This is a genomic window from Kitasatospora sp. NPDC056531 (assembly GCF_042794375.1).
GTDB lineage: Bacteria > Actinomycetota > Actinomycetes > Streptomycetales > Streptomycetaceae > Kitasatospora.
The window spans coordinates 29,825-49,536 of sequence record NZ_JBHTTU010000001.1 but is presented as its reverse complement, the minus strand read 5'-3'; the positions used below and the strand labels follow the sequence as shown (position 1 = coordinate 49,536).

General features: G+C 68.8%; 29 protein-coding genes. 28 read left to right on the top strand and 1 reads right to left on the bottom strand.

What is annotated here, in order from left to right; translation table 11 throughout:
- The first annotated feature begins 11 nt into the window (after positions 1-11).
- The 6 genes from rfbB to ACFQ87_RS00290 all read left to right on the top strand — a co-directional run bounded on the left by rfbB (position 12) and on the right by ACFQ87_RS00290 (position 5,316).
- A complete protein-coding gene (gene rfbB / locus ACFQ87_RS00315) occupies positions 12-989 on the top strand; it encodes a dTDP-glucose 4,6-dehydratase (protein WP_380608269.1) in 978 nt (325 codons plus the stop codon).
- The gene (gene rfbD / locus ACFQ87_RS00310) at positions 986-1,921 is read left to right on the top strand and encodes a dTDP-4-dehydrorhamnose reductase (RefSeq protein WP_380608268.1); all 936 of its coding nucleotides are present in this window, start codon (positions 986-988) and stop codon (positions 1,919-1,921) included. Before rfbB ends, rfbD begins: the two co-directional genes overlap by 4 nt.
- Positions 1,918-3,255 (top strand): lipopolysaccharide biosynthesis protein, encoded by a 1,338-nt coding sequence (locus ACFQ87_RS00305; protein ID WP_380608267.1) that lies wholly within the window; start codon positions 1,918-1,920, stop codon positions 3,253-3,255. The genes rfbD and ACFQ87_RS00305 overlap by 4 nt, the downstream gene beginning before the upstream one ends.
- 68 nt (positions 3,256-3,323) lie before the next feature.
- A complete protein-coding gene (locus tag ACFQ87_RS00300) occupies positions 3,324-4,013 on the top strand; it encodes a glycosyltransferase family 2 protein (protein ID WP_380608266.1) in 690 nt (229 codons plus the stop codon).
- Positions 4,010-4,408, top strand: coding sequence for a DUF2304 domain-containing protein (locus ACFQ87_RS00295; RefSeq protein WP_380608265.1), 399 nt, complete (start codon positions 4,010-4,012; stop codon positions 4,406-4,408). Before ACFQ87_RS00300 ends, ACFQ87_RS00295 begins: the two co-directional genes overlap by 4 nt.
- A 5-nt stretch (positions 4,409-4,413) precedes the next feature.
- On the top strand, positions 4,414-5,316 hold the full coding sequence (locus tag ACFQ87_RS00290) for a glycosyltransferase family 2 protein (protein WP_380608264.1): 903 nt from the start codon (positions 4,414-4,416) through the stop codon (positions 5,314-5,316).
- A 76-nt stretch (positions 5,317-5,392) separates the two neighbouring features.
- Here ACFQ87_RS00290 and ACFQ87_RS00285 read toward each other — a convergent pair whose 3' ends face one another.
- Positions 5,393-7,150 carry a hypothetical protein gene (locus ACFQ87_RS00285; RefSeq protein ID WP_380608263.1) on the bottom strand — a complete coding sequence of 586 codons (1,758 nt, stop codon included), beginning with the start codon at positions 7,148-7,150 and terminating at the stop codon, positions 5,393-5,395.
- 391 nt (positions 7,151-7,541) lie between these two features.
- Here ACFQ87_RS00285 and ACFQ87_RS00280 point away from each other — a divergent pair, with 391 nt between their 5' ends.
- The 22 genes from ACFQ87_RS00280 (at position 7,542) to rplO (ending at position 19,519) form a co-directional block, all read left to right on the top strand.
- Positions 7,542-9,341 carry a hypothetical protein gene (locus ACFQ87_RS00280; RefSeq protein WP_380608262.1) on the top strand — a complete coding sequence of 600 codons (1,800 nt, stop codon included), beginning with the start codon at positions 7,542-7,544 and terminating at the stop codon, positions 9,339-9,341.
- 389 nt (positions 9,342-9,730) lie between these two features.
- The gene (rpsJ, locus tag ACFQ87_RS00275; protein WP_012785157.1) at positions 9,731-10,039 is read left to right on the top strand and encodes a 30S ribosomal protein S10; all 309 of its coding nucleotides are present in this window, start codon (positions 9,731-9,733) and stop codon (positions 10,037-10,039) included.
- A 14-nt stretch (positions 10,040-10,053) separates the two neighbouring features.
- On the top strand, positions 10,054-10,701 hold the full coding sequence (rplC, locus tag ACFQ87_RS00270; protein WP_350503569.1) for a 50S ribosomal protein L3: 648 nt from the start codon (positions 10,054-10,056) through the stop codon (positions 10,699-10,701).
- A 4-nt stretch (positions 10,702-10,705) separates the two neighbouring features.
- The gene (gene rplD / locus ACFQ87_RS00265) at positions 10,706-11,383 is read left to right on the top strand and encodes a 50S ribosomal protein L4 (RefSeq protein ID WP_380608261.1); all 678 of its coding nucleotides are present in this window, start codon (positions 10,706-10,708) and stop codon (positions 11,381-11,383) included.
- Entirely contained in the window at positions 11,383-11,700 is a 318-nt protein-coding gene (gene rplW, locus ACFQ87_RS00260) for a 50S ribosomal protein L23 (RefSeq protein WP_030280768.1), read from the top strand. The genes rplD and rplW overlap by 1 nt, the downstream gene beginning before the upstream one ends.
- A gap of 43 nt (positions 11,701-11,743) precedes the next feature.
- On the top strand, positions 11,744-12,580 hold the full coding sequence (gene rplB, locus ACFQ87_RS00255; protein WP_380608260.1) for a 50S ribosomal protein L2: 837 nt from the start codon (positions 11,744-11,746) through the stop codon (positions 12,578-12,580).
- An 11-nt stretch (positions 12,581-12,591) separates the two neighbouring features.
- Positions 12,592-12,873 carry a 30S ribosomal protein S19 gene (gene rpsS, locus ACFQ87_RS00250; protein WP_363380942.1) on the top strand — a complete coding sequence of 94 codons (282 nt, stop codon included), beginning with the start codon at positions 12,592-12,594 and terminating at the stop codon, positions 12,871-12,873.
- 58 nt (positions 12,874-12,931) lie between these two features.
- Positions 12,932-13,279 (top strand): 50S ribosomal protein L22, encoded by a 348-nt coding sequence (gene rplV, locus ACFQ87_RS00245; protein ID WP_030055822.1) that lies wholly within the window; start codon positions 12,932-12,934, stop codon positions 13,277-13,279.
- On the top strand, positions 13,279-14,103 hold the full coding sequence (rpsC, locus tag ACFQ87_RS00240; protein WP_030055823.1) for a 30S ribosomal protein S3: 825 nt from the start codon (positions 13,279-13,281) through the stop codon (positions 14,101-14,103). The genes rplV and rpsC overlap by 1 nt, the downstream gene beginning before the upstream one ends.
- 5 nt (positions 14,104-14,108) lie before the next feature.
- Complete coding sequence (gene rplP, locus ACFQ87_RS00235; RefSeq protein WP_030055824.1) at positions 14,109-14,528, top strand: 50S ribosomal protein L16; 420 nt, start codon at positions 14,109-14,111, stop codon at positions 14,526-14,528.
- Positions 14,528-14,752 (top strand): 50S ribosomal protein L29, encoded by a 225-nt coding sequence (rpmC, locus tag ACFQ87_RS00230; RefSeq protein ID WP_063348970.1) that lies wholly within the window; start codon positions 14,528-14,530, stop codon positions 14,750-14,752. The genes rplP and rpmC overlap by 1 nt, the downstream gene beginning before the upstream one ends.
- Complete coding sequence (gene rpsQ / locus ACFQ87_RS00225; RefSeq protein WP_030055826.1) at positions 14,752-15,024, top strand: 30S ribosomal protein S17; 273 nt, start codon at positions 14,752-14,754, stop codon at positions 15,022-15,024. The genes rpmC and rpsQ overlap by 1 nt, the downstream gene beginning before the upstream one ends.
- A gap of 102 nt (positions 15,025-15,126) precedes the next feature.
- The gene (gene rplN / locus ACFQ87_RS00220) at positions 15,127-15,498 is read left to right on the top strand and encodes a 50S ribosomal protein L14 (RefSeq protein ID WP_030055827.1); all 372 of its coding nucleotides are present in this window, start codon (positions 15,127-15,129) and stop codon (positions 15,496-15,498) included.
- Between the two features lie 15 nt (positions 15,499-15,513).
- The gene (gene rplX / locus ACFQ87_RS00215) at positions 15,514-15,825 is read left to right on the top strand and encodes a 50S ribosomal protein L24 (protein ID WP_030055828.1); all 312 of its coding nucleotides are present in this window, start codon (positions 15,514-15,516) and stop codon (positions 15,823-15,825) included.
- Positions 15,825-16,394 carry a 50S ribosomal protein L5 gene (gene rplE, locus ACFQ87_RS00210; protein ID WP_030393302.1) on the top strand — a complete coding sequence of 190 codons (570 nt, stop codon included), beginning with the start codon at positions 15,825-15,827 and terminating at the stop codon, positions 16,392-16,394. The genes rplX and rplE overlap by 1 nt, the downstream gene beginning before the upstream one ends.
- Positions 16,395-16,398: 4 nt before the next feature.
- On the top strand, positions 16,399-16,584 hold the full coding sequence (locus ACFQ87_RS00205) for a type Z 30S ribosomal protein S14 (protein ID WP_030055830.1): 186 nt from the start codon (positions 16,399-16,401) through the stop codon (positions 16,582-16,584).
- A 269-nt stretch (positions 16,585-16,853) separates the two neighbouring features.
- A complete protein-coding gene (gene rpsH / locus ACFQ87_RS00200) occupies positions 16,854-17,261 on the top strand; it encodes a 30S ribosomal protein S8 (RefSeq protein ID WP_350503566.1) in 408 nt (135 codons plus the stop codon).
- A gap of 22 nt (positions 17,262-17,283) precedes the next feature.
- A complete protein-coding gene (gene rplF / locus ACFQ87_RS00195) occupies positions 17,284-17,823 on the top strand; it encodes a 50S ribosomal protein L6 (protein WP_097237490.1) in 540 nt (179 codons plus the stop codon).
- Between the two features lie 3 nt (positions 17,824-17,826).
- The gene (gene rplR / locus ACFQ87_RS00190; protein WP_030280785.1) at positions 17,827-18,210 is read left to right on the top strand and encodes a 50S ribosomal protein L18; all 384 of its coding nucleotides are present in this window, start codon (positions 17,827-17,829) and stop codon (positions 18,208-18,210) included.
- A gap of 48 nt (positions 18,211-18,258) precedes the next feature.
- Positions 18,259-18,882 carry a 30S ribosomal protein S5 gene (rpsE, locus tag ACFQ87_RS00185; RefSeq protein WP_380608258.1) on the top strand — a complete coding sequence of 208 codons (624 nt, stop codon included), beginning with the start codon at positions 18,259-18,261 and terminating at the stop codon, positions 18,880-18,882.
- Positions 18,882-19,064, top strand: coding sequence for a 50S ribosomal protein L30 (gene rpmD / locus ACFQ87_RS00180; RefSeq protein WP_030055835.1), 183 nt, complete (start codon positions 18,882-18,884; stop codon positions 19,062-19,064). The genes rpsE and rpmD overlap by 1 nt, the downstream gene beginning before the upstream one ends.
- 2 nt (positions 19,065-19,066) lie before the next feature.
- Positions 19,067-19,519, top strand: coding sequence for a 50S ribosomal protein L15 (gene rplO / locus ACFQ87_RS00175; protein ID WP_255752515.1), 453 nt, complete (start codon positions 19,067-19,069; stop codon positions 19,517-19,519).
- The last annotated feature ends 193 nt before the right edge of the window (positions 19,520-19,712 follow it).

Here is a 19,712-nt window from a genome sequence, read left to right as displayed (position 1 = left end):
TACGGCGTACTATGCGCATCCTCGTGACCGGCGGTGCCGGCTTCATCGGTTCTGAATTCGTTCGCCAGCTGCTGGGCGCCGACTCCACTGACCAGATCACGGTCTTCGACAAGCTCACCTACTCGGGTGTCGAGGCCAACCTGGCTCCGGTGGCGGGTCACAGCGGCTACTCCTTCGTCCAGGGCGACATCTGCGACGTCGACGCCGTCGATGCCGTGATGCCCGGCCACGACGTCGTGGTGCACTTCGCCGCCGAGTCCCACGTGGACCGGTCCATCGCGGGCGCCGGCCCGTTCGTGCTGACCAACGTCGTCGGCACCCAGGTCCTGCTGGACGCCGCCCGCAAGCACGGTGTGGGCCGATTCGTGCACATCTCCACCGACGAGGTGTACGGCTCGATCAGCGAGGGCTCGTGGACCGAGACCTGGCCGCTGGAGCCGAACTCCCCGTACTCGGCCTCCAAGGCCTCCTCCGACCTGCTGGCGCTGGCGTACCACCGCACCCACGGCATGGACGTCGTGGTGACGCGCTGCTCCAACAACTACGGGCACTACCAGTTCCCGGAGAAGGTCATCCCGCTCTTCACCACCAACCTGATCGACGGCAAGAAGGTCCCGCTGTACGGCGACGGCGGCAACATCCGCGACTGGCTGCACGTCTCGGACCACTGCCGGGGCATCGAGCTGGTCATGCGCGGCGGCCGCGCCGGCGAGGTCTACAACATCGGCGGCGGCACCGAGGCCACCAACAAGGAGCTCACCGGCCTGCTGCTGGAGGCCGCCGGCGCCGGCTGGGACATGGTCGAGCACGTGGAGGACCGCAAGGGCCACGACCTGCGCTACTCGATCGACATCAGCAAGATCCGCGAGGAGCTCGGCTACGAGCCGCAGGTCCGCTTCGAGGACGGCCTCGCCGCGACCATCGCCTGGTACCGCGAGAACCGCGCCTGGTGGGAGCCGCTGAAGCAGAAGGCGGCGCTGCAGAAGTGAGCGCCACTTCCCCGGGCCGGGTCCGCTGGCTCGTCACCGGCGCGGCCGGCATGCTCGGCCAGGACCTGCTGACGGTGCTCGCCGGTGACCCGACGGCCGAGGTGACCGCCCTCGGCCGTGCCGACCTCGACATCACCGACGCGGCGGCCGTGCTGGCCGCCGTCGAGGGCCACGACGTCGTCGTCAACTGCGCCGCCTGGACCGCCGTCGACGCGGCGGAGACCGAGGAGGAGGCCGCCACCGCCGTCAACGGCACCGGTGTGCGCCACCTCGCCGCCGCCTGTGCCAAGACCGGCGCCAGGCTGCTCCAGGTGTCGACCGACTACGTGCTGCCCGGGGACGCCGCCGAGCCGTACGCCGAGACCGCGCCGACCGGCCCGGTCAACGCGTACGGCCGCGGCAAGCTGGTCGGCGAGCAGGCCGTGGCGGAGCTGCTCCCGCAGCACGGTTACGTGGTGCGCACCGCCTGGCTGTACGGCGAACACGGCAAGAACTTCGTCGCCACCATGCTGCGGCTCGCCGCCCAGCGCGAGACGCTGGAGGTCGTGGACGACCAGCAGGGCCAGCCGACCTGGTCGCTGGCCCTGGCCCGGCAGCTCGTCGAGCTCGGCACCGCCGCGCTCGCCGGGCGGGCCCCGGCCGGGGTCTACCACGGCACCGCGGCCGGCCGGACGACCTGGTGCGGGCTGGCGCGCGAGGCCTACCGGCTGAGCGGCCTCGACCCGGAGCGGATCCGTCCGACCACCTCTGCGGCGTACGTCACGCCCGCCGTCCGGCCCGCGTTCAGCGTGCTGGGCCACGACCGGTGGACCGCGGCGGGCCTCAGCCCGCAGCCGGACTGGCGCGAGCAGCTCGCCGAGGCGCTCGGCACCCCCGTCTTCACCGAGCTGGCCGTCAAGGCCCGGACGACCGAGAGCGACAGACCGCAGTGAGGAATCCGCTGACCAAGGTGGCCGCCGCGCTACCGCCGGGAACCCTGGCGGTGGCGGGCGGCACTGTCGTGCTCGGCGCGGCTTCGTACATCCACCTCGGTGTGGCGGGCCACAGCCTCTCCGTCGACGACATGGCGAACGTGTCCCTGCTGTGGACCATCGTGATGTCCGTCGGCATCGGCGTCTTCTTCCCGATCGAGCAGGAGCTGACCCGGATCGTCGCGGCCCGCGCCGCGCTCGGGCACGGCGCCGCCCCGGTGCTGCGCCGCGCCACCCTGCTGACCGGCGGGATCCTCGCCACCGTGCTGCTTGCGCTCGGGGCCGGATCGCGCCAGATCGCCGACGCCATGTTCCACGGCGACCGCTCGCTGGTGCTGGCGCTGGGCGGCGCGTTCCTCGGCATGGCGGTCTGCTACCTCACCCGCGGCGTGCTGGCCGGCCTCGGCCGGTTCGGCGCGTACGGCACTCAGCTCGGCCTCGACGGCGGCCTGCGGATCGGGCTCGCCTTCGGCGCCGCGGTCGGCGGGGTGCACTCGGCGCTGGCGTTCAGCCTGATCCTGGCCGTCGCGCCGGTCGCGGCCACCTTGCTGACCCTGCCGCCGCTGTTCCGGGCCGTTCGGCCCGGCCCGCGGGTGCCCTGGTCGGAGCTCTGCTCCGGGCTGGGCCTGCTGATCTGCTCGACCCTGCTCTCCCAGGTCGTGGTGAACGCCGCCGTGGTGAGCACCAAGCTGCTCGCCCCCTCGGACTCCGCCCTGATCGCGGCGCTGCTCAACGCGCTGGTGCTGGCCCGGGTCCCGCTCTTCGTGTTCGGCTCGCTCCAGGCCTCGCTGCTCAGCGGGCTGTCCTCGGCGATCGCGGTCGGCGACCGTGCGGCCTTCACCGGCATGCTCCGCCGGATCGGCCTCGTGGTGGGCGGACTCGGCGTGCTCGGCGGGATCCCGGCGGTGGCCCTCGGCCCCTGGCTGATCCAGGTGCTCTTCGGCGCCAAGCCGGTGCTCGGCTGCCTCGACTTCTTCTGGATGTCCGCCGGCACCGTGGCGTACATGTTCGCGATGGTGCTCGGTCAGGCGCTGATGGTATTCAAGCGGCACAACCTGCAGCTGCTCTGCTGGGCGGTCGGGACCGCGGTCCTCGCCGGGGTCACCTTCCTGCCGGGCGACGTGTCCACCCGCGTGGTCGTGGCCTACACGGCCGGATCGGTGGTCACCGTGCTCGGTATGCTGGCCGCTCTCAGGCGCAGCTTCCCGGGTTCGACCGGGAACCGGGCCGGTACCGCGCGGAGCACGTCGGAGCAGGCCGCGCCCACCGTGACTGCCGGGGTGGTCGGCGAATGACCGCACCGCCCCACGACATACAGATTGCCGCGCACGAGCGCGGGAGACACCCCGAACATGGAGCCCCCGTGTCCCAGTACGACGATGTCTGGCTGGTGATCCCGGCCTACAACGAAGGCCAGGTGATCGCTGACGTTGTGGAGGGAGCGCGCAAGACGTTCCCGAACATCGTTGTGGTCGATGACGGCAGTGCGGACGACTCCGCCAAGCACATCATGACGACGGGCGCCCACCTGGTGCGGCACCCGGTGAACCTCGGTCAGGGCGCCGCGCTGCAGACCGGCCTCGCCTACGCGCTCGACCAGCCCGGCGCCAAGTACTTCGCCACCTTCGACGCGGACGGTCAGCACCAGACCGCCGACGTCGAGAAGATGGTCGCCCTGCTCCGCACGGGCGAGGCCGACGTGGTCCTCGGCTCGCGCTTCATCGAGCAGAACGGCCAGGTGCCGTGGATCAAGCGCGTCGTGCTGCGGACCGCCGCGACGGTCAGCCCGACCGCGCGCAAGCTCAAGCTCACCGACTCGCACAACGGCCTGCGCGTGCTCAACCGCGAGGCCGCGAGCCGGATCCGGATCACCATGAACGGCATGGCCCACGCCTCGGAGATCGTCAGCTTCCTGGCCGGCGCCGACCTTCGGGTGGCCGAACTCCCGGTGGACATCCTCTACACCGACTACTCGCGCGCCAAGGGTCAGTCCCTGATCAACGGCGTGAACATCATCTTCGACATTTCGCTTCGGGAGCGTGGCCGCCGATGAACTACTTCTGGATCCAGCTGGTGCTGATCGTGGGCGCGGTCACCCTCGCGTTCATGTTCATCCGGCGTTGGGACGCCGCGAACACCCGCGCCTGGAAGCGCATCGCGTTCTCCGTCTTCGTGATCGCGAACATCTACGCGATCCTGCGTCCGAGTGACGTCACCTGGGTGGCCCACAAGCTCGGCGTCGGCCGCGGCACCGACCTGGTGCTGTACGTCATGGTCCTGGCCATGGGCTTCCTGACCCTGAACACCTTCCTGCGCTTCCGCTCGCTGGAGAAGAAGCTCACGGACCTGGCCCGCACCGTCGCGATCAACGAGGGCTCCCGGCTGAACGGGGAGCGCTTCGACCTGGACCTGCCGGTCTCCGCCCCGGTGAAGAGCAACGGAGCCTGAGTCCCATGGCGACCTTCGAGTTCATGCTGCCGTACTACGGCGACGTGGCGTTGATGCAGGCCGCCGTGCGCAGCATCCTGGGGCAGACCGACCCGGACTTCCGGCTGACCGTCATCGACGACGGCAAGGAGCCGGAAGTCCCGGGCTGGTTCGCCGAGCTCGGCGACGAGCGGGTCCGCTACCTGCGCAACGAGCAGAACCTGGGGATCACCAAGAACTTCCAGAAGTGCGTGGAGCTGTCCACCGCGGACCGCGTGGTGATCATGGGCTGCGACGACCTGCTGCACCCGCACTACCTGGAGACCGTCCGGGCGATCCTCAACGCCAACCCGGACCTCGGCATGGTGCAGCCGGGCGTCGAGGTGATCGACGGTGACGGCGTGGTCAGCCACGGCCTGGCCGACAACGTGAAGGGCAAGCTGTACGCCCCGAACGTCAAGGGCCGGCGCCTGATGGGCGGCGAGGAGCTCGCGGCCAGCGTGCTGCGCGGCAACTGGCTGTACTTCCCGTCGATCTGCTGGCGGGGCGAGGCCCTGCGCCAGGTCAACTTCCGCGACGAGTACTCGGTGATCCAGGACCTGGCACTGGTGGTCGACCTGCTGGAGCGGGGTGAGTCGATGATGATCGACAACACCACCGTGGTCTTCCAGTACCGCCGCCACGCGGTCAGCGAGTCGTCGGTGCAGGCTTTCTCCGGCACCCGCTTCACCGAGGCGGAGCGCTACTTCAACGCGGTCGCCGAGCGGATGGACGCCCGTGGCTGGCCCAAGGCCGCCCGCGCGGCCCGGGTCCGCAGCGCCTCCCGCTTCCACGCGCTCACGATGCTCCCCGGCGCCCTGCGCCGCGGCCAGTCGGCCGGCGTCAAGGTGCTGGCCAAGCACGCGTTCACCGCGGGGCAGCGTCACTGACGCGCGACTCGGCGGCTATGTGAAGGAGCCCGGCCCCCCGCTCAGGCGGGGGGCCGGGCTCTTGCGTTCGCGGCGGTCAGTGCGCCGGCGGGGCCAGCACGCTGTCGATGACGCCGGAGGCCTTCGGGCGGGCGGGGTACGGGCTGTTCGGGGAGCACCCCAGGGTGCCCTGGTCCGGGCCCTGGACGAGCCGTCCGGACAGGTCGCCCGGCTTGGCGCACTTGTGGTCCGGCGCGTACTTGGAGCAGTGCCCGTCGAAGCTCGCGGTGGTCTGGGAGGCCAGGGCGAGGTGCCCGGTGTCGCTCTGCTGGGTGGGCATGAAGCGGTCGGTTGTGGCGGAGCCGGCCATCCCGTACAGCAGGCCGAGGGCGCAGAGCGCGCCCGTGGCGACCGCACGCGGGGTGAACCGGGGGAGCACGCGGGCCGGCGCGGCTTCGGTGGCCGCGGCGCGCCGGGCACCGAACCGGCGGGAGGCCAGGTAGCAGGCGAGGCCGACGAGCACGAGCGTGCAGTAGAGGAGCTGGGCGCTGGTGCGGGGGTAGAGCATGACCGCCTGGTCCTTCTCCATGTGGGAGGCGTACCAGTACCGCATGACCAGGGCGCTGGCCGCGCAGGCGGCGGTCACCAGGACGGAGGGGCGGTTGATGCCCAGCGCCAGGGCGAAGCCGAGGCCGGCGAGCAGGACGACGGAGAACAGCCCGACCCCGCCGAGCTCACCGGGCAGCGGCCAGGTGCTCCAGGCGTCGGAGCCGGGGAGGTCGTCCCGCCACATCGCGAAGTACGTCGGTTCGACGTAGGTGTCGAAGTAGCAGTACCGGTCGACGGTGGATCCGGCCGAGCCGAGCATCCGCACCAGGTAGCTGCCGGCCACCGCGAGGAAGACCACGGTGGTCGCCGCGAGAGTGGTCCCGGCCGTGGCCAGCGCCCGGGTCCCGCCGTCCTTCCAGACCCGGACGAGGAGCAGTGCGGTCAGGACGACCATGCCGAGCGCCGACCAGACGAACCAGCCGGAGTAGAGGATGAACAGCAGGCCGATGGCGAGGCCGAGGCCGGCTCCTTGGGCCGCGGCGCGGCCGCGGCGGAGCTCCTTGGAGCGCTGGAGCAGCTGGACGAGCTTGCCGAGGACCGGCACCAGCGCGACCAGGACCAGGGTGGTGTAAGGCTTGTAGGGCTGCATCATCGGCAGTGACGCGGTGACCCCGACGCCCAGCGCCCACAGCGGCGGCAGCAGCAGCCGCCACGACAGGTAGGCGAGCGGGCCGAGCAGCCCGGTGAAGAGCAGGGTGACGAGCTTCATCGCGTAGCCGACGTCGCCACCGGTGAAGGTCTCGGCGGTCCAGGCGACCAGGTGCGGGAACATCGGGGGGTAGGCGCCGTCGAGGGGCCTGCCGTGCATGAGGGCGCCGGCCCACGCCTGGAGCGTGCCGGAGTCGCCGCCCTGGGCGTACAGCGGCCAGAAGGTGTCGCGCAGGGCGAGCGAGACGCCGGCCGCGACGACGCCGGAGGAGAGCCCGGCGACGGCCGCCGCCGCGAACCGCAGCGGGGTCTCCGGCCAGCGGCGCATCGCCGGGAGGCAGATCACCAGGACGAGGGCGAGCACGAGCAGCAGCTGGAGCTGCAGCGCGGCCAAGCCGCTGACCTGGCCGATCCGGGACATCGGGTTGAGGTCGACGAACCGTGCGAGGTAGGTCATCAACAGTGCCGCGGCCAGCGCGACCACACCTTCGAGGATCCAGAGCAGGACGGCGTTGGCCGGGGGTCTGCTCGAGCCCCGGTGCTGCACGGGACCTCGTATGTGGTCGGCCGGGAGAGCCGCGGTCTGGAGGCTGGTCACTGCGTGGTCCTTCGGAGCCGGGCGGTGGATGGTAGACGAACTGTGTCGAGCGCCCAGGACCGGTCGCTCAACTGCTCGACTGATTCTGCCAGGGGGCGGATGCCGATTTTCCTTCGATCGGACACATGTGCGGACGTCCGGTGGAGGCCGGGCTCCCAACTGTGATCAAACCGGCGGAAAGCCCTCCGGCGGCGGTCGGGACGGCGCGGACCGCCCGGGCGGCGCAGCCGTGGGAGCCCGCCCGCGCCGTGTCGCGGGGCGGCCGGGGGAGCGCCCTGTGGACCAGCTCCGCCCGCCGCCGCGGCACCGGGGCGCGGTAGTGTCTCCGAGGCGGCCCGGGCGTCCGGCACCGCCCTGTGGAAGTCCGCAGTCCTACGGAAGTGAAGCGACAATGACCGATCTGGCAACCGACCGGCTCAGCGGACCGAATGTGTCACCAGGAGCGGACGACGGTGCCCGTACCGCCGACCGGGCGGCCGGTGACCGCTGGTTCGAGCAGCGCCGGGTGCTGGTGGCCGCGGAGATCCTGGTCAGCGCGGTGGCGGCGCTCGGCTTCACGCTGCTCTGCGGCCACATCAGCGTGAACCCGCTGAACCGGATAGGTCAGGTCAGCGGTCTGGCCAAGATCCAGCAGTACGCGGCGGTGATCGGGCTGCCGGTCCTCGCGGTCCTGGTCTACACCGCCTACCGCGGCGGGCTGCGCCGGCACGGCATCGTCCAGCGGCTGGTCTGCGGGGCCCTGGCGGGCCTGGCCACCGGCGTGGTGGCCGGCGGCGTCGTGGTCGCGCTGCGCGGTACCCCGTGGCCGCTCGGCGGGCAGGAGGGCGACCCGAGCGTCCTGATCGACATGGCGACGTCGATGATGCATGGCCACGGGATCTCCGGTGTCTACCCGCCGCTGTTCCCGGCGGCGATCGCGTTCTGGTCCGAGCTGCGCTACGGGGGGGTCGGCGGCGCCGGCTTCGCCCTGCACGACCTGCAGATCGTCTGCAGCGCGCTGGTGGGGCCGCTCAGCTACCTGGCCTGGCGACTGATGCTGCGGCCGTTCTGGGCGCTGGCCATCGCCGTGCCGTCGGCGCTGGTGTTCCTTGACCCGATCCGCCCGTACAGCCACGTCACGATGATCGTCCTGCTGCCGCTGCTGGCGGCCTGCCTGCGCGAGCTGCGCCGGGCGGGGGAGCTGTCGACCCGTTCGCTGTGGCTGCGCGGGCTCGGGTTCGGCGCCGCCTTCGGGATCCTGTTCCTGTGGTACTCGGGCTGGTTCGTCTGGTCGGCGCCGGGGGTCTTCCTGCTGACCCTGTTCCTCTTCCCCTGGCGCGCAGGCCGGCAGACCGTCCGCCGCACCCTGCTGTTCCTGGCGGCCACGCTGGTCACCGCCGGGGTGATCGGCTCGCCGCTGCTGTACAACATGATCAGGCTGGGCGCCGACACCCCGGACCGCTACGCCTACATCGTCAACTACATCGACCCGACCTACGTGCTGGGCTGGATGTCCGACCGCAGCGGCTCGCTGACGTACCACAACTGGCCGCAGGCGGGCGAGTTGGCCGGCCAGACCGGGTTCGCGATCATGCTGATCGCCGCGGTCGGCATCGGGGTGGGCCTGGGCCTGCGCAACATGGTGGTGCGGGTCGCGGCGGCGGTGCTGGCCGGTGCCTGGCTGATGCGGTTCTGGTTCGCCTCGCACATGGCGCACTCCCAGACGATCCAGCTCTACCCGCGGACCACCTGGATCATCATGTACTGCCTGCTGATCCTCGCGGTCGTCGGCCTGATGACCGGCCTGGAGCGCGGCACCGGCTGGGTGGAGCGGCTGTTCCGCTCCGGCGGGCGCGCCCCCTCCGCGGGGCCGGTGATCCCGCGCCGGGTGACCAAGCAGCTGGCGGCCGGCCTGATCTGCGCCCTCGCGCTGTTCGCCACCATGGGCGCCTCCTGGTCGGTGGACCGCTACATGCCGCAGTCGGAGTCCACCAACAGCATGGGCCTGGACGCCTGGCGGGCGCACACGATCAAGAAGAAGGACGGCACCTGCCCGAAGTTCTCGCCGGTGCAGAAGTGCGCGGACATCATCACCAAGGACTGGAAGCCGGACACCGACAAGGGCTTCATCTGGTGCGCCAACGTGAGCACCGAGGACTGGCCGGCGGTCTGCGGCCGACAGGCCCCCTGGGTGACCGATCAGAAGAAGTAATCCGCGCGAGCGACGATCGGGGCCGGTGAGGTACACCTCACCGGCCCCGATTGGCATCCGGGCTGCTCCATGTGGCAGTATGTCCAAGTTGCTCGGTTGAGTGCCGATGCTGCGCGCCTCCCGCCGGGAGGACTGGAAGCGAGTCCCATGTACTCGTCGTTCCCGTGATGGCCGTCAAGCGTGAGTTCTACGCCACGGCAGCTGCGGGGCGGACGTACGGGAATCTTCCGGGAAGCGTATGCGGGGCCTCGGCCCGGCTCCCCCCACCCCGAAAGTTCGAAACCGACGAGTTCTTCGCCGGTTTTTTCCAAGCGCGAGTGCGACACGCCCGAGCGCGGGGGTCGGAGGGGGTCGCGCAGTGACTAAGGACAAAGGACTACTGAGTAGCCATGGCGGGACAGAAGATCCGCATCCGGCTCAAGGCCTACGACCACGAGGTCATCGACTCCTCGGCGAAGAAGATCGTCGAGACGGTGATCCGTACTGGTGCGCAGGTCGCGGGCCCGGTGCCGCTGCCCACTGAGAAGAACGTGTACTGCGTCATCCGCTCGCCGCACAAGTACAAGGACTCGCGCGAGCACTTCGAGATGCGTACTCACAAGCGTCTGATCGACATCCTCGACCCCACGCCGAAGACGGTTGACTCGCTGATGCGTCTCGACCTGCCGGCGGGCGTCGACATCGAGATCAAGCTCTGAGAGGCGCACCGAAGATGGCTAAGCAGATTAAGGGCATCCTGGGCGAGAAGCTCGGCATGACCCAGGTCTGGGACGAGAACAACCGGGTCGTCCCGGTGACCGTCGTCAAGGCCGGGCCGAATGTCGTGACCCAGGTCCACACCGCCGACAGCCCGGCCGGCTACGACGCCGTCCAGATCGGCTTCGGCGAGATCGACCCCCGCAAGGTGAACAAGCCCCTCGCGGGCCACTTCGCCAAGGCCGGTGTCACCCCGCGTCGCCACCTGGTCGAGCTCCGTACCTCGGACGCGTCCGAGTACACCCTGGGCCAGGAGATCACCGCGGAGCTGTTCGAGGCGGGTGTCAAGGTCGACGTGACCGGCACCTCCAAGGGCAAGGGCTTCGCCGGTGTCATGAAGCGCCACAACTTCCGGGGCCTCGGCGCCGGTCACGGTGTGCAGCGCAAGCACCGCTCGCCCGGCTCGATCGGTGGCTGTGCCACCCCGGGTCGCGTGTTCAAGGGCGTGAGGATGGCCGGCCGGATGGGCCACGAGCGTGTGACCACCCAGAACCTGACCATCCATGCCGTTGACGCGGAGAAGGGGCTGCTCCTCATCAAGGGCGCAATCCCGGGCCCGAACGGCGGCCTCATCCTCGTCCGCACCGCGGCGAAGGGGCTGTGAGGATATGAGCACCATTGACATCCTGTCGCCCTCGGGTGACAAGACCGGCAGCCTCGAGCTGCCGGCCGAGATCTTCGACGCGAAGGTCAGCGTTCCGCTGATGCACCAGGTCGTCGTGGCGCAGCTCGCTGCGGCCCGTCAGGGCACCCACAAGACCAAGACTCGTGCCGAGGTCCGCGGTGGCGGCAAGAAGCCGTACCGCCAGAAGGGCACCGGCCGCGCCCGTCAGGGCTCGACCCGTGCGCCGCAGTTCGCCGGCGGTGGCGTTGTGCACGGTCCCGTGCCGCGCGACTACTCGCAGCGGACCCCGAAGAAGATGATCGCCGCCGCCCTGCGCGGTGCGCTCACCGACCGGGCCCGCCACAACCGCATCCACGTCGTCACCGGCGTGACCGCGACCGAGGCGCCGTCGACCAAGGCCGCCAAGGGTCTGTTCGGCAAGATCACCGAGCGCAAGAACATCCTCCTCGTCGTCGAGCGTGCCGACGAGCTGGGTCTGAAGAGCGCCCGCAACCTGCCGCACGTGCACATCCTGGACGCCGGTCAGCTGAACACCTACGACGTGCTCGTCTCCGACGATGTGGTCTTCACCCAGGCCGCCTTCGAGCGTTTCGTGGCCGGTCCGGCCGCGTCCGCCAAGGCCGTGGCTGCTGAGGGCGAGCTCGAAGGGAGCGCCGCCTGATGAGCGACGTTACGAGCAAGACGTTCACGGACCCCCGTGACGTCCTGGTGAAGCCGGTCATCTCCGAGAAGAGCTACAGCCTTCTCGACGAGAACAAGTACACGTTCATCGTGTCGCCGGGCGCCAACAAGACCCAGATCAAGCAGGCCGTCGAGGCGGTCTTCTCGGTCAAGGTCGAGGCTGTCAACACGATCAACCGTCAGGGCAAGCGCAAGCGCTCCAAGACGGGCTTCGGCAAGCGCAAGGACACCAAGCGCGCCATCGTGACGCTGGCTGAGGGCAACCGCATCGACATCTTCGGTGGTCCGGTCTCCTAACGGAGATCGTGATCGTCGATAAGGACGAGGACGAGAGAGCCAAATGGGCATCCGCAAGTACAAGCCGACTACGCCGGGCCGTCGTGGCTCCAGCGTGGCCGACTTCGTAGAGATCACGCGGTCCACGCCGGAGAAGTCGCTGGTTCGCCCCCTGCACAGCAAGGGCGGCCGTAACAACGCCGGTCGGATCACCGTTCGCCACCAGGGTGGCGGTCACAAGCGCGCCTACCGCGTGATCGACTTCCGTCGTCACGACAAGGACGGCGTGCCGGCCAAGGTCGCGCACATCGAGTACGACCCGAACCGCACCGCGCGCATCGCGCTCCTGCACTACGCGGACGGCGAGAAGCGCTACATCATCGCTCCGCGCGGCATCACGCAGGGTGACCGGATCGAGAACGGCGCTGGCGCCGACATCAAGCCGGGCAACAACCTGCCGCTTCGCAACATCCCGGTCGGTACGACCATCCACGCGGTGGAGCTGCGTCCCGGTGGCGGTGCCAAGATGGCCCGCTCCGCGGGCTCCGGCATCCAGCTGCTGGCGCGTGAGGGCAAGATGGCGCACCTGCGCATGCCCTCCGGCGAGATCCGCCTGGTCGACGCGCGCTGCCGCGCCACCGTCGGCGAGGTCGGCAACGCCGAGCAGTCGAACATCAACTGGGGCAAGGCCGGCCGCATGCGCTGGAAGGGCGTCCGCCCGACCGTGCGTGGTGTCGCCATGAACCCGATCGACCACCCGCACGGTGGTGGTGAGGGTAAGACCTCTGGTGGTCGCCACCCGGTCTCGCCGTGGGGCCAGAAGGAGGGTCGCACCCGTCGCCCGAAGAAGGCGTCGGACGCTCTCATCGTGCGCCGCCGCAAGACCAACAAGAAGCGCTAGGAGCAGGTCAGATGCCGCGCAGTCTCAAGAAGGGCCCCTTCATCGACGGCCACCTTCTCAAGAAGGTGGACGCTCAGAACGAGGCGGGTACCCAGAACGTCATCAAGACCTGGTCCCGTCGCTCCGTGATCTTCCCGGCCATGCTCGGCCACACGATCGCGGTGCACGATGGCCGCAAGCACGTCCCGGTGTTCGTCACCGAGTCGATGGTCGGCCACAAGCTCGGCGAGTTCGCTCCGACCCGCACCTTCCGTGGCCACGTGAAGGAAGACCGGAAGTCGAAGCGTCGCTAAGCGCCTGAGCTTCAAGCGCCAGAACGACTCAATGACTTACTCCATTAAGGGGACAACCATGGAAGCCAGGGCCCAGGCGCGGTACATCCGCGTCACGCCCATGAAGGCCCGCCGCGTGGTGGACCTCATCCGTGGCCTGCCGGCCACGGAGGCCCAGGCCGTCCTGCGTTTCGCTCCGCAGGCCGCCACCGTGCCGGTCGGCAAGGTGCTCGACAGCGCCATTGCCAACGCCGCGCACAACTACAACCACTCCAACGTGGACGACCTCGTCATCAGCGAGGCGTACGTTGACGAGGGCCCGACCCTGAAGCGGTTCCGTCCGCGTGCCCAGGGTCGTGCCTACCGGATCCGCAAGCGGACCAGCCACATCACCGTGGTCGTCAGCAGCAAGGAAGGGACCCGGTAATGGGCCAGAAGGTTAACCCGCACGGGTTCCGCCTCGGCATCAGCACGGACTTCAAGTCCCGCTGGTACGCCGACAAGCTGTACAAGGACTACGTCAAGGAAGACGTCGCCATTCGTCGCATGATGACGAAGGGCATGGAGCGCGCCGGCATCTCCAAGGTCGAGATCGAGCGCACCCGCGACCGCGTCCGCGTTGACATCCACACCGCCCGCCCCGGCATCGTCATCGGCCGCCGTGGCACCGAGGCCGACCGCATCCGCGGCGACCTCGAGAAGCTGACCGGCAAGCAGGTCCAGCTGAACATCCTCGAGGTCAAGAACCCCGAGCTGGACGCCCAGCTCGTGGCTCAGGGCGTCGCGGAGCAGCTGTCCTCCCGCGTCTCCTTCCGCCGTGCCATGCGCAAGTCGATGCAGGGCACCATGAAGTCCGGCGCCAAGGGCATCAAGGTCCAGTGCTCCGGTCGTCTCGGCGGCGCCGAGATGAGCCGTTCGGAGTTCTACCGCGAGGGCCGTGTGCCGCTGCACACCCTGCGCGCGAACGTCGACTACGGCTTCTTCGAGGCCAAGACCACCTTCGGCCGTATCGGCGTGAAGGTCTGGATCTACAAGGGCGACGTCAAGAACATCGCCGAGGTCCGCGCTGAGAACGCCGCTGCCCGCTCGGGCAACCGCCCGGCCCGTCCCGAGGGTGGTCGTCCCGCCCGCGGTGGCGAGCGCCGTGGTGGCGAGCGCGGTGGCCGTGGCCGTCGTCCCGCCGCTGCCGAGGCCCCCGCGGCCCCGGTCGCCGAGGCTCCGGCTGCCGAGAACACCGGAACGGAGGCCTGACTCCCATGCTGATCCCCCGTCGGGTCAAGCACCGCAAGCAGCACCACCCGAAGCGCCGTGGCGCTGCCAAGGGCGGCACCGAGCTCGCGTTCGGCGAGTACGGCATCCAGGCCGTCACCCCGGCCTACGTGACGAACCGGCAGATCGAGTCCGCTCGTATCGCCGTCACCCGTCACATCAAGCGTGGCGGCAAGGTCTGGATCAACATCTACCCGGACCGTCCGCTCACCAAGAAGCCGGCCGAGACCCGCATGGGTTCCGGTAAGGGTTCGCCCGAGTGGTGGATCGCGAACGTGCACCCGGGTCGGGTCATGTTCGAGCTGTCGTACCCCAACGAGAAGGTGGCTCGTGAGGCGCTGACCCGCGCAGCTCACAAGCTCCCGATGAAGTGCCGGATCATCCGGCGCGAGGCAGGTGAGAGCTGATGTCGGCCGGCACCAAGGCTGCTGACCTCCGCGAGCTGGACAACGAGGGTCTCGTTGCCAAGCTCCGTGAGGCCAAGGAGGAGCTGTTCAACCTCCGCTTCCAGGCGGCGACCGGGCAGCTCGACAACCACGGACGGCTCAAGCTCGTCCGCAAGGACATCGCGCGGATCTACACCCTGATGCGCGAGCGCGAGCTGGGCATCGAGACGGTGGAGAACGCCTGATGACTGAGAACACCAACGAGACGCGCGGTTTCCGCAAGACCCGTGAGGGTCTCGTCGTCAGCGACAAGATGGACAAGACCGTCGTCGTCGCCGTCGAGGACCGCGTCAAGCACGCTCTGTACGGCAAGGTCATCCGCCGTACGAACAAGCTGAAGGCGCACGACGAGGCGAACGCCTGCGGCATCGGCGACCGGGTCCTCCTCGCGGAGACCCGCCCGCTGTCCGCGACGAAGCGCTGGCGCGTCGTCGAGATCCTCGAGAAGGCCAAGTAACGAAGCCGATGTGGTACGGCCGTATGTGCAGCGGGTCCCCCTGGGACGCCGGTGTGAGCAGCGGCCGGCCCGTCGACTCTCGTTGACGATCAGGAGAAAGCTGTGATCCAGCAGGAGTCGCGACTGCGTGTCGCCGACAACACGGGCGCGAAGGAAATCCTTTGCATCCGCGTTCTCGGTGGCTCCGGTCGCCGCTACGCCGGTATCGGGGACGTCATCGTCGCCACCGTCAAGGACGCGATCCCCGGCGGTTCGGTGAAGAAGGGTGACGTCGTCAAGTGCGTCGTCGTCCGTACCGTGAAGTCGCGCCGTCGCCCCGACGGTTCGTACATCCGGTTCGACGAGAACGCCGCCGTCGTCCTCAAGAACACCGAGGGTGACCCCCGCGGTACCCGCATCTTCGGCCCGGTGGGCCGCGAGCTGCGCGACAAGAAGTTCATGAAGATCATCTCGCTTGCGCCGGAGGTGCTCTAACCCATGGCGAACAGCATGAAGATCAAGAAGGGTGACCTGGTTCAGGTCATCACCGGCAAGGACCGCGGCAAGCAGGGCAAGGTCATCCAGGCCATGCCCGCCGAGAACAAGGTCCTGGTCGAGGGTGTGAACCGGGTCAAGAAGCACACCAAGCCGGGCCCGGGCACTCAGGGTGGCATCGTCACCGTCGAGGCCCCGGTGCACGTCTCCAACGTCCAGCTGGTCGTGGAGAAGGACGGCAAGAAGGTCGTCACCCGCGTTGGCTACCGCTTCGATGACGAGGGCAACAAGATCCGCGTTGCCAAGCGAACCGGTGAGGACATCTGATGTCTGAGACGACTGTTGAGAAGGTGACCCCCCGTCTCAAGGAGCGTTACAACTCCGAGATCAAGGGTCAGCTGCAGGAGCAGTTCTCGTACGAGAACGTCATGCTGACGCCCGGCCTGGTCAAGGTCGTCGTCAACATGGGTGTCGGCGAGGCCGCCCGTGACAGCAAGCTGATCGAGGGCGCGATCCGCGACCTGACCGCGATCACCGGTCAGAAGCCGGCCGTGACCAAGGCTCGTAAGTCCATCGCGCAGTTCAAGCTGCGCGAGGGCCAGCCGATCGGCACGCACGTCACCCTCCGCGGTGACCGCATGTGGGAGTTCCTGGACCGTCTGGTCTCGCTGGCCCTGCCGCGAATCCGTGACTTCCGTGGTCTCTCCCCGAAGCAGTTCGACGGCCGTGGCAACTACACCTTCGGTCTGACCGAGCAGGTTATGTTCCACGAGATCGACCAGGACAAGGTCGACCGTCAGCGCGGTATGGACATCACCGTCGTGACCACCGCTCAGACCGACGACGAGGGCCGGGCGCTCCTGCGTGCTCTGGGCTTCCCGTTCAAGGAGGCGTGAGCCAATGGCGAAGAAGTCCCTCATCGCGAAGTCCGAGCGCAAGCCGAAGTTCGGCGTCCGGGCCTACACCCGGTGCCAGCGCTGCGGCCGTCCGCACTCGGTGTACCGCAAGTTCGGCCTCTGCCGTGTGTGCCTTCGTGAGATGGCGCACCGCGGCGAGCTGCCGGGCGTGACCAAGAGCTCCTGGTAATCCAGGACCTCGCGGTAACGCCATAGCGAAGCAGGTGTGCCCGACCCCACAGAGCCCCTTTTTGGGGCTACGTACGGAATCCCGTAGGGTAGTGAGGTCGGGCCCCCTGTCGCGGGAGCTCCATAGCTGCCGTCGACCCTCTTCGGAGGGCTCGCACCCAGTCTTACGACGCCGCAGGTCCCCTGCGTCTGTGCCCCCGCCGCACTCCTCGGAGTGCGGCGGGGGGACCTGGCGCGGAGAAACCACGGCGAGAGAGGCCTGAGGCCATCATGACCATGACCGACCCCATCGCAGACATGCTCACGCGTCTGCGTAACGCGAACTCGGCGTACCACGACACCGTGGCGATGCCGGCCAGCAAGATCAAGGCGCACGTCGCCCAGATCCTGCAGCAGGAGGGGTACATCTCCTCCTACAAGGTTGAGGAGCCCGCTGAGGGCGAGGTCGGCAAGAAGCTGACCATCGAGCTCAAGTTCGGCCCCAACCGTGAGCGCTCCATCGCCGGCATCAAGCGCATCAGCAAGCCGGGTCTGCGCGTTTACGCAAAGTCCACCAACCTGCCGAAGGTTCTCGGCGGCCTGGGCGTGGCGATCATCTCCACGTCGTCCGGCCTCCTGACCGACAAGCAGGCCGCCAAGAAGGGCGTAGGCGGAGAAGTTCTCGCCTACGTCTGGTAATTCGGGAAACGGAGGTACAGCAATGTCGCGCATTGGACGGCTGCCCATCCAGGTCCCCGCTGGCGTGGACGTCACCATCGATGGCCAGGCGGTCTCGGTGAAGGGCCCGAAGGGCACCCTCACCCACGTTGTCGCCGCGCCGATCGAGATCGGTAAGGGCGAGGACGGCACGCTGCTCGTCACCCGCCCCAACGACGAGCGTCTGTCGAAGGCCCTGCACGGTCTTTCCCGCACGCTGGTGGCGAACATGATCACCGGCGTGACCGCGGGCTACCGCAAGTCGCTGGAGATCAGCGGTGTCGGCTACCGAGTTCTGGCGAAGGGCTCCGACATGGAGTTCCAGCTGGGCTACAGCCACCCGATCCTGGTCGAGGCCCCCGAGGGCATCTCCTTCGTCGTCGAGTCGGCCACCAAGTTCCACGTGGACGGCATCGACAAGCAGAAGGTCGGCGAGGTCGCCGCGAAGATCCGCAAGCTGCGCAAGCCCGACCCGTACAAGGCCAAGGGTGTCAAGTACGCGGGCGAGGTCATCCGCCGCAAGGTCGGAAAGAGTGGTAAGTAAGCGATGAGCGTCTCTGTCAAGATCGGCAAGGGCAACGCCTACAAGAGCGCCGCTCGCAAGCGCCGCGCGATCCGCGTTCGCAAGCGCGTCGTCGGCACCGAGGTGCGTCCGCGCCTCGTCGTGACGCGCTCGAACCGTCACATGGTCGCCCAGGTCATCGACGACGCCAAGGGTCACACCCTGGCGTCGGCGTCCACCCTCGACGTGTCCATCAAGGGCGCCGAGGGCGACAAGACCGAGCTGGCCAAGAAGGTCGGGAGCCTGGTCGCCGAGCGCGCCAAGGCCGCCGGCATCGAGTCGGTCGTCTTCGACCGCGCGGGCAACCGGTACGCCGGCCGCATCGCCGCCCTGGCGGACGCGGCCCGCGAGGCCGGGCTCGACTTCTAAGCCGCTCGTCGACTCAGTCGACGGACGTAATCGAGAGAGGTAATTCCAATGGCTGGACCCCAGCGCCGCGGTGGCGGCGCCGGCGGTGGCACCGGCGGTGGCGAGCGGCGCGACCGTAAGCGTGACGACCGGGGCAACGCCCCCGCCGTCGAGAAGACCGCTTACGTCGAGCGCGTTGTCGCGATCAACCGTGTCGCCAAGGTTGTCAAGGGTGGTCGTCGTTTCAGCTTCACCGCGCTGGTCGTGGTGGGCGACGGTGACGGCACCGTGGGTGTCGGTTACGGGAAGGCGAAGGAGGTTCCGGCCGCCATCGCCAAGGGTGTTGAGGAGGCCAAGAAGAACTTCTTCAAGGTCCCCCGTATCCAGGGCACCATCCCGCACCCGATCCAGGGTGAGAAGGCTGCCGGCGTCGTGCTCCTGAAGCCCGCCGCCCCCGGTACCGGTGTTATCGCCGGTGGTCCGGTGCGCGCCGTCCTGGAGTGCGCCGGCATCCACGACATCCTGTCGAAGTCGCTCGGCTCGGACAACGCGATCAACATCGTGCACGCCACGGTGGCCGCTCTGAAGGGCCTCGTGCGCCCCGAGGAGATCGCCGCCCGTCGTGGCCTGCCGCTGGAGGACGTGGCCCCCGCCGCTCTGCTGCGGGCTCGTGCTGCAGGGGTGAGCGCCTGATGGCTCGCCTGAAGATCACGCAGACCAAGTCGTACATCGGCAGCAAGCAGAATCACCGTGACACCCTGCGTTCGCTTGGCCTCAAGCGCATGCACGACGTCGTGGTGAAGGAGGACCGTCCCGAGATCCGCGGGATGGCCCACACGGTCCGTCACCTGGTGACGGTTGAGGAGGTGGACTGATCATGGGCGACAACCCGATCAAGATCCACAACCTGCGTCCCGCCCCGGGTGCCAAGACCGACAAGATCCGCGTGGGTCGTGGTGAGGGCTCCAAGGGTAAGACCGCCGGTCGTGGTACCAAGGGCACCAAGGCCCGCTACCAGGTTCCGCAGCGCTTCGAGGGTGGCCAGATGCCGCTCCACATGCGTCTGCCGAAGCTGAAGGGCTTCAAGAACCCGTTCAAGATCACGTTCCAGGTCGTCAACCTCGACAAGCTGGCCGAGCTCTACCCGCAGGGTGGCGAGGTCACGGTCGAGGACCTGGTCGCCAAGGGCGCGGTTCGCAAGAACTCCCTCGTCAAGGTGCTCGGCACCGGCGAGATCTCGGTCGCCCTGCAGGTGACGGTGGACGCCGTCTCCGGCTCGGCCGCCGAGAAGATCACCGCCGCCGGCGGTACGGTCACCGAGCTCGTCTGAGCCCGCTGACCACCGGCTTCGAGCCCCGCACTTCCTCCGGGAAGTGCGGGGCTCGCGCTTTTTCGGGCCATTCCCGTATTGGCCGCTCCGGCCCGGTAATGCGCTCGTTCTTTTGTGTGGCAAACCCGGGCATCCCGTACCCCGTGAGTGGGGGAGCGGCCGTACGCGCTTCTTTCGAGCGGCCGCGCACTGT